The following is an 8874-nucleotide window of genomic DNA, read 5'->3' on the forward strand; positions in this document are numbered from 1 at the left end:
TTCACCCTCTTCTAATTCGAACATCATTCACTTTAAATTGATTGCAAAATATTGGACAGCATTGTTATATGAAATATCCTCAACAATTTCTCCTAACCATTCTAAATCGTATGGATATTCTCCATTTTCAACCCAATTCCCTAAAATATTGCACAAGATTCTCCGGAAATACTCATGGCGACTGTACGATAAGAAGCTGCGTGAATCTGTTAACATCCCTACAAATCTAGCTAATAGCCCGACATTGCCAAGGATTTTCATTTGAGCAGTCATACCATCGATATGATCATTGAACCACCAGGCAGAACCAAACTGAACTTTCGATGGAGTTCCTCCGCCTTGGAAATTGCCTGCCATTGTAGCCAGCATATCATAATCTGTAGGGTTCAAACTGTACAAAATCGTTTTCGGAAGGCGTTGATCCTTATCAAGCTCATCTAACAATCTGGACAAGGGATTCGCAATGGATTCATCCTTCATCGAGTCACACCCAATATTTATACCAATCTCACTGAACAGACGAGAGTTGGCACTTCTTAATGCCCCGATATGATATTGCATCACCCAGTCACGCTTACTGTAGGCTTTCCCAAGACTTACGAGCAATTGCGTTAAAAACTGATACGTTTCCTTTAATGACAGAGTTTCTTTATTCAATCTTTTTTTCACTATCGCATCTAGCTCTTGCAATGTAGCACTTTCAAATACAACTGTCTCTAAACTATGGTCTGATACTCTACAACCAATGTCATGAAAATAATCCATTCTGCTTTCTAAGGCGTCAACTAGTTGCGTAAAATTTGTTATCTTAATTCCGGTAATATATTCCAACTTTTCAATATAATCTTTCCATGACTCGTTTTGAATCCACATTGCTTGGTCTGGCCTGAACGATGGTAAAACAATTGTAGAAAAGTCCTCATCCTCTTGTAATAGCTTATGAAATCTCAAATCATCAACTGGGTCGTCTGTCGTACCAATGAAAGTGACGTTCGAATGCTCAATCAAACCTCTTGCTGAAAAATTAGGATTGCTTAGTCTTTCATTACAAGTATCCCATATCTCTTTTGCAGTCGACTTTTTCAAAATGGTATCCACGTTAAAATATTGTCTTAATTCCATATGCGTCCAATGATAAAGCGGGTTGCCAATTAACCTTTCAACAGTTTCTGCCCATTTTTCAAATTTTTCGTACGTATCGGCATTTCCAGTAATATAATATTCGTCAATGCCGTTTGCCCGCATCGCACGCCATTTATAATGATCTCCCTCAAGCCATAATTCCGTCAAATCTTTATACGTTCTATTTTCATAGATTTCCTGAGGATCTAAATGGCAATGGTAATCAAAGATGGGCATTTTAGCTGCATAATCATGGAATAATCGTTTCGCTGTTCCGGTTTGTAGTAAAAAATCTTTATCCATAAAAGCTTTCATCTCAACTACTCCCTCCTTATTTAGCCTCTACATGAGGAATGTCATTCCTTGTTGGACCGCCCCATAGATTTTCATATTTATAACCCGTGAGCGTTTCTACTACATCTTTTGTTTTTGGATCAACACTTTCTTTGCTTCCATTGTTTTTTAAACGATCTATTTCTGCAACAAGAATGGAGTGCGTTTGTTTATTTAACTTAAATGTAAAAGCTGCGATTAATGAAATGAGCAACAATCCGCCTACTCCAAAGATCATAATGCCTAAAATCGTGTTTACAGCACCTTCTGGCTGAGTTTCAGCACCTTGTACAAATCCGCCACCTTCTAAGATTGCCCCAACTAAAAATGTAGCTAATGCAACAGAAGACTTTCTAAAGAATGTCATGATGGAAGCAAACAATCCTTCTCTTCTTTTCCGCGTAATCATTTCATCGACATCTGGAATAAACGGGAATACATTCCAAGGGATAAACTCTAGCATACTTCTTCCGACTTGATATACGAACGAGATAATCATTAAAGTTAGAATTAAGTTGCTAGGTTGTAAAAAATAGACAGCTACATACCCTAATATGCAAAGAATCATTGTCGAATATGAAATTTTAAATAAGTTACTTGGTCCAATCTTAATTAATAAAAATCCATATACGATTGCACCTGGAAGCCCGATAATACTGAATGAAAGCAAGTTTGCTGCAACTGTTGATGTACTATGCAAGGCAAAGACACAGTAGAAAACAAACACTGCATTAAATGCATCCTTGGCAGTCATCGAGCAAATATAAATAAGCAGGTGCTTACGAAAACTTTTTACTCTAAACGTTGAGCCAAAATCAGCAAGTGTTTGACCGATTGCTTTTAAAGTTTCTGAAAAGCTTTTTCTCTCATTCTTTTGATTCAATAAAACCTGAAGTTCTTCAGGAGAAAATTCTCTTTCCCAAGTTGAACGAAACGAAATAAAAACACAAATGGCATAAATAACGGCAAAAAATGCCCCATTAATAAGAAAAGCCATCGAATTATCTTGACCTAAAATGTTGAATAATTGACCTGGAATAAATGTGGCTAAAAATGTACCAAGACCTGAAATAAACATTCTAGCTGTTGATAATTTCGTTCTTTTATTAAAATCCTTTGTCATTTCTGACGGAAGTGTTTCCCACGGAATTAATACTAAAGCTGCAATAATTTCAAACATTAAAAAGGTAATCAGATAGTAGAAATAATTCATTCCTGATACCCATAACAAAGCGTAAAGAAGCATTAACGGCGAACCAATCAGCAAGAAAAACCTGCGTCTACCATATTTTCTTCCCATTCTAAATTTAAGGAAATTATCCGAAAGACTCCCCATGGATAAACTAAACACTGCATCAACAATTCGGGCAATCGCGATAATCGATGCTGCTTGAACAGCTGATAAGCCCCCATACGTTGTGTAGAAGAATAATAGCCATGCTCCAATAATCGTAAAGGCCCCTCCGCCTACCATATCTGTTAAACCAAAACCAATACTTGTTTTGAGGCTGATTTCTTTATTTTTTCTCGACATCCTGACTCCCCCATCCCCGTTCTCCGTTTTAAAGCGCTTACAATAAAAGAAGTTCCAAATAGAAGGAATAAAATAGATTTATTCCTTCTATCTGGTTATCATGGTGAAAAAGCCCCTAATTATTTTGAATTTGTCTTTTTTTGATAGATTCATTTTTTAACAGGACATTCGTATCCCATGCACCTTGTAAATACATTGCCCCTAAAGCACGGTCATATAAGCCGTAGCCCGGCCTACACATCTCATCCCAAATATGTCTACCATGATCTGGACGAGCATAGCCATCGAAACCGCTTTCATAAAGAGCATTTACAATACCTGTCATAGGTATAGAACCATCCTCATCTCGATGTGAAGTTTCTATAAAGCTGCCATCTTCAAAATGTTTTACATTCCGAATATGTGCAAATGGAATTCGACTAGCATAGGATCTCACAATATCAACTAAGTCGTTATTTGGATTTCCCCCTAATGATCCCGAACAAAATGTTAACCCATTCGAAGGACTATCAACAGCATTTAAAATACGCTTAATATCATTCTTATTTTTTACGATCCGAGGTAATCCAAAGATTGAAAACGGCGGATCATCAGGATGAATAGCCAATTTAATGCCGCATTGTTCCGCAGTAGGACACACTTCCTCCAAGAAATAAATCAGATTCTCTAATAAATGTTCTTCTGTAACGTCTTTGTATTGGTTAAATAAGTTTTTCAAATCTTTTAATCTCTCAGGCTCCCAGCCAGGAAGTGTTAAATCATTTGAATTCTCTTCCATGTTATTTACAACCTTCTCAGGTGTAAGTGAGATCACTTTCTCGGCATCGAAGAATAACGCCGTACTGCCATCTTCGGTTTCTTTAAATAAGTCAGTACGAAACCAATCAAATATTGGCATAAAGTTATAGCATACAACCTTAACCCCAAATTTTCTTAAATTTCTTAATGTCTCCTTATAGGCATGAATATATTGGTCTCTTGTATTTAAGCCCAGCTTTATATCCTCATGAATATTGACACTTTCAACAACATCAGTATTTAACCCTTGTGCTTTTGCTTGATTAACGACTTCTTCTATACGTTCAGCAGACCAAACCTCTCCAGCAGGTACGTCGTGAAGTGCCCATACAATTCCCTTTACTCCCGGGATTTGGCGAATCTGCTTTAATGTTATGGAATCATTTCCTTCCCCAAACCAACGAAATGTCATTTGCATGATATTTCTCTCCCCTTTGTTTATTTAGACTAAAAAATATTCTGGGAATTTTTGAAGTAAAATATCTTTTTCAGTAATCATTAATCTTATGTGTTCAGACATAAGATTTTCTGCCTTCTGTTTGTCTTTTTCACAAATTGCTTCAAAAATTTCCTTATGATGATTGATAATTACACTCCAATCCAAATCCTGAGTGTCTTGTAATCTCAACAATCTAAGCCTATTTAAATGTCCCACCATACTTTGGATCATTTTCCACGTACGTTGCTTTCCACAACAGACAAACAGTTCTTTATGAAATTCTTCATCCAATTCAAGGAATTTTTTAATTTCTTCCTCTCCAGGCTCTTGACTGACTAGTTGCTCTTGCATTTTTAAGTTAACTTCTAAGCTAAAAGCTGATTCCTTCGTAAGATTTTCACAGCAAATCCCGACAATATTTGCTTCAATAAGCTCGCGCACTAATCGTGCCTCTTCTGCATGATCCAAATGGATTAATGAAACAAATGTCCCACTTTGCGGAATAATCGTTAATAACTCTTCTTGGGCCAATTTTAAAAATGCTTCTCTAATCGGAGTTCGACTGACATCTAATTGATCTGAGATTATTTTTTCAGAGATTTTTGTTCCAGGTAAAAGGTTTAATTGTAAAATATCCTTTTTAATTTGCTCATAAGCAAACTCTTTCGCTTTTACACTAATACGTGACACTACATTTCCTCTTCTCTAAACTTAGTTGTACTAAAAATGAGGAATCGAGTGGAACCTCCTTTTTTAGTGATAACCTGTCATATTAATATATTAATATGGTAGTTTTAATATTAGTTTATTGTTATTTAGTTTTTTTTGCAATAGTTTTCTGAAAATTTTAACAAATAATTTTTGAAATTAAAATTGAAAAAAACTTGATAAAATCATAGAATCGCTTGAAATAGATAAAAAACCTAATAAATAAGGATTAGTATCACATGCAATCGTAAGTACCATAATCAACTTTATCGGTACAGATTAAGGATAATACTTATAAAATAAGAACAGAATATAATAAAACAGGAGGATTAATTAATGAATAAACCCTTAATAACCACTTGTTTATGTATTCTGTTTATTTTCATACCTTTTTTGAGTAATCCTCATAACATCGACACAGTAAATGCGGAAGAAGCGATTCCCTCACATGCAAAGTGGGGAAAGATCGCTATGCAAAAAGCTAGAGAAAGATATCCATCAGCTAAAATTTATGATTACCTTCACGTAAAGCGAGAACAGAAAGGGAATTATTCAGTTGAGACATTCAAACTATGGCTTGAGGAAAATAACAAGAAGTTTGAAGTTATAGTTACTATTCATTTTGATACAAAATCAGAAAAAATTTCAAAGATAAGCTTACAGAGGCAAAATACGCATGCATAAAAGCGTCAGAATTGATTCTGACGCTTCTTTCTGTTGTTGAATCTTTCTGTATCCTTAGAGTAACAATTCATTAAAATGACTTTTATAAATAGTAATAGCCTTACCAGTTATGTAAGTCAAATCACCTTGATAATAAATGAATAACTCTCCACCTCTTTCAGAAGATTGGAAAGCATATAATTGTTTTTTATTTAGCCTTTGGCTCCAATAAGGAGCTAGACCACAATGGGCTGAACCTGTCACAAAATCTTCTTCTATTCCAATTCTAGGAGCAAAATAACGAGAAACAAAATCATACTTAGTTGAAGGGCTTGTTACGGCTAAACCCGTAACAGGCAGAGTAGCAAGGAGGGCTAAATTAGGTACAAGTCCTTTCAATGATTCTTCATCTGCTACTTCAATAATGTATCGATCACTGCTTTGGGCAGCCTTTAAGATAGGTACGCTTACTAACTGTCGGAGAGTAGGCGTAATATCTATGGCGGCGGGTGCATCAGTAGAGAAAGCTAATTGAATCCCTTGTTTTACTTTTTCTACTTTCAAATGACCGGATTTTGTCGCAAATGTAATAGGATGTTGGGCCTCTATAACACCTTCCTCCCAGAGTATATGTGCAGCTGCTAATGTACCGTGCCCACACAATTTTATTTCCTGTGAAGGAGTAAACAACCTTAACTCATATATGCTACACTGTTGCTCTAAGAGAAAAGCTGTAATAGGTAGATTTAACTCTTTAGCAATTTCTTGCATAACCTGTTTTTGAATTGGATTAGTTAATCGAATCACATAAGCTGGATTACCTGAAGTTAAATCTTGCGAAAAAGCATTTACTCGATATAAATAGGTACTCATGCTGATTATCCCTCCTTTAACTACCAGTTAGCATAAGAGTTCAACAAGTCAATATAATTACCTTTATTTGATACTAAGAAGCAGAAAGATTCACAAAAAGCACCTTATACTTCCAGTCAAGTCGGGTAGGCAGGCACTCTCACGAGCGCCCGCCCCCCTAAGAACCGTACGTGACAGATTTCCCGTCATACGGCTCAAGCCTTCTTTTTATCCGAACAACTTATTTAATACATGGTACATGTACTAATTTAGCCAATTCACCTATAGGTTTCATCCTATCTAAAGTGTTTTCGCTATTAAAGACCTTTCGGTCTCGCTTTTCCCAATACTCTTTTAGATTCGGATCATCTGGGCTGTTCTTGTAGGCTACCATGACATGTCGTTCTATTTTAATCCAAGACATCTTCAACAATTGAATATTAGTAAGTGGACATGTGAGAATCCATTTATTATTTCCGCCATGGTGGGGTTTCTTAAAATAGCGCTTATTAATCCACTTCCAAGACTTCCTTGGATGCAATTGTCTAAGATGTTTCCTTATTTTCAAGAAGACGTAGTTGTCTATATAACCAAACGTCTTTTTAGAAACGACATGTTTCCAATACTGTCCGTAACCACGAATAATTGGGTTTAAAACACGTATTAGTTCTTTTACTGGTCGTCCTCGCATCACTGCGAACGTATCTTTTATCTTGCTTTTTGCTTTTCTGATACTGTCTTTACTGGGTTTGATTAATAACTTATTGCCTTGTTCCGTTTTGTATTGTCGGAGTGAAAAACCAAGGAAATCAAACCCATTCTCGATATGTGTAACTCTGGTTTTATCTTCACTCAGTTTAATTCCTCGCTTTTGTAAGTAAGGATTGAGTTTCTGATACATACTTTCAGCTTGTTCCTTCGTTTCCGTTACGATGACGAAGTCATCTGCGTAGAGAATACGTCCTATTTTACATTTTGGATCAATTTTATATCCTCCATTTGATTTGTATGTCTTCCTATAGACGATACCAATCTCTTCTTCCATCCCACATAACGCGATATTGGCCAGAAGAGGGGACACAATACTTCCCTGAGGAGTTCCTTCTGTTGTTTTATGAAGCATATCCTGCTCTATGTATCCCATTTTGAGCCATCTTTTAATGAGAGTATTTCCTGAGAACGAAGATGTTTGTTCTACTATCCAATTATGACTAAGATGGTCGAAACATCCTAAGAAGTCTCCTTCAAATACCCACTTTTTCTTACTATTCGTGTTCAGCTTGTTAAAGAGGTTACTTATAGCATCATGGGTGCTTCTTTTAGGACGAAAACCGTAGGAAGTGGCTTCAAATCTAACTTCCCATTGCGGTTCCAGTGCATTCTTTACTACGTTTTGATACACTCGATCTCGTATCGTCGGAATACCGAGAGGTCTTAGCTTCCCATTTTTTTTAGCGATAAATGTTCGTTTCGCTGGCTTTGGGCGATGCTTAAAGACATTATATTTTAGCAGTTGTTGATATAGTGTGATACGTTCATTTGATTTTAAGACCGTACAGCCGTCTACACCAGGTGTTCGCTTTCCGGTATTTTGTTGCGTCACTCTGCGAATAGAGAGTAGTAGATTTGCTTTACTCCTAAGGAGTAAACGTTGAAGTTTTCGTACTCTTCTTCGTTGATTCTGTTGTTCGGCACGATAAATTCTTTGTCGTAACTTCGCTACATATTTTTGTATAATACTCCAATCAATAGAGTACCAATCTTTATGCGAGACGTGCGCCGACGCTCGTAGAGAGGTATTCATAACAGCACGCTCCTTTTCGTTAGAAGATAGCCACAAATTTATTTTCGTGTTGAAGACCCACGAGAAGTGAGCGCTCTTTCGAGCCTGTCATTGTCAATAGAGACGACAGTATCCGTCCAGTTATACGATGTTTCTGCTTTCCTGTTCCTTTTCAGGGTAACGGCTTTCGCTTTTTCTCATATCCCATACCCTCTGCCACATCGTTTGACTTTACAGTCATCCTACTGCTGATGCAGATGACATAGGGCTTACCAAGTTCCACATTCTACAGATACGATAGGGGTAGGTAGGTTCTTTACTCCGGGTAAGATGCGGGACGCATTAGAGTAGCATTATGATTCTACTGTTCCTCTTACCAAGACCCAAGCGAATCTATGCATTATCTTGAGCTAAGAGTAACGAAGCTTACAAACCTTCACTTTCGTTTACCATGCCTATCTTCTCCTAGCAGTATTCTGGACCATGCATTTGTCCTCTGTTTCCGCATTTCCTCATGCAACCGACAAACTCGTTACCAAGAATGCCGTTTTGGATGGAGATCATCTCTACGTCTAGATGAGTAGCGTTAGCTACACTGTAAGAAAGCGACTTCTTGTCGCACCATAATGTCTCTTTCCGGAA

General features: G+C 36.9%; 7 protein-coding genes. 1 reads left to right on the forward strand and 6 read right to left on the reverse strand.

What is annotated here, in order from left to right:
• Positions 1-27: 27 nt before the first annotated feature.
• The 4 genes from uxaC to AC1D0Y_RS27565 form a co-directional block, all read right to left on the reverse strand.
• A complete protein-coding gene (gene uxaC / locus AC1D0Y_RS27550) occupies positions 28-1437 on the reverse strand; it encodes a glucuronate isomerase (RefSeq protein WP_477708233.1) in 1410 nt (469 codons plus the stop codon).
• A gap of 16 nt (positions 1438-1453) precedes the next feature.
• Positions 1454-2989 (reverse strand): MFS transporter, encoded by a 1536-nt coding sequence (locus tag AC1D0Y_RS27555; RefSeq protein WP_216141302.1) that lies wholly within the window; start codon positions 2987-2989, stop codon positions 1454-1456.
• A gap of 115 nt (positions 2990-3104) precedes the next feature.
• Entirely contained in the window at positions 3105-4205 is a 1101-nt protein-coding gene (uxuA, locus tag AC1D0Y_RS27560) for a mannonate dehydratase (protein WP_477708234.1), read from the reverse strand.
• 24 nt (positions 4206-4229) lie between these two features.
• The gene (locus tag AC1D0Y_RS27565) at positions 4230-4916 is read right to left on the reverse strand and encodes a GntR family transcriptional regulator (RefSeq protein ID WP_477708235.1); all 687 of its coding nucleotides are present in this window, start codon (positions 4914-4916) and stop codon (positions 4230-4232) included.
• Positions 4917-5270: 354 nt separating this feature from the next.
• Here AC1D0Y_RS27565 and AC1D0Y_RS27570 point away from each other — a divergent pair, with 354 nt between their 5' ends.
• A complete protein-coding gene (locus AC1D0Y_RS27570) occupies positions 5271-5618 on the forward strand; it encodes a DUF3889 domain-containing protein (RefSeq protein WP_477708236.1) in 348 nt (115 codons plus the stop codon).
• Between the two features lie 54 nt (positions 5619-5672).
• Here the strand turns inward: AC1D0Y_RS27570 and AC1D0Y_RS27575 are convergent, their stop codons facing one another.
• A complete protein-coding gene (locus AC1D0Y_RS27575; protein ID WP_477708237.1) occupies positions 5673-6470 on the reverse strand; it encodes a PhzF family phenazine biosynthesis protein in 798 nt (265 codons plus the stop codon).
• Positions 6471-6690: 220 nt separating this feature from the next.
• Entirely contained in the window at positions 6691-8253 is a 1563-nt protein-coding gene (gene ltrA / locus AC1D0Y_RS27580) for a group II intron reverse transcriptase/maturase (RefSeq protein WP_477708238.1), read from the reverse strand.
• Between the last annotated feature and the right edge of the window lie 621 nt (positions 8254-8874).

Source organism: Priestia sp. P1_B12_1 (assembly GCF_056406695.1).

Bases quoted from the DNA above. Each gene is read 5' to 3' on its own strand.
- uxaC (WP_477708233.1), bottom strand. From the start codon at position 1,437: ATGAAAGCTTTTATGGATAAAGATTTTTTACTACAAACCGGAACAGCG.
- AC1D0Y_RS27555 (WP_216141302.1), bottom strand. From the start codon at position 2,989: ATGTCGAGAAAAAATAAAGAAATCAGCCTCAAAACAAGTATTGGTTTT.
- uxuA (WP_477708234.1), bottom strand. From the start codon at position 4,205: ATGCAAATGACATTTCGTTGGTTTGGGGAAGGAAATGATTCCATAACA.
- AC1D0Y_RS27570 (WP_477708236.1), top strand. From the start codon at position 5,271: ATGAATAAACCCTTAATAACCACTTGTTTATGTATTCTGTTTATTTTC.
- AC1D0Y_RS27575 (WP_477708237.1), bottom strand. From the start codon at position 6,470: ATGAGTACCTATTTATATCGAGTAAATGCTTTTTCGCAAGATTTAACT.
- ltrA (WP_477708238.1), bottom strand. From the start codon at position 8,253: ATGAATACCTCTCTACGAGCGTCGGCGCACGTCTCGCATAAAGATTGG.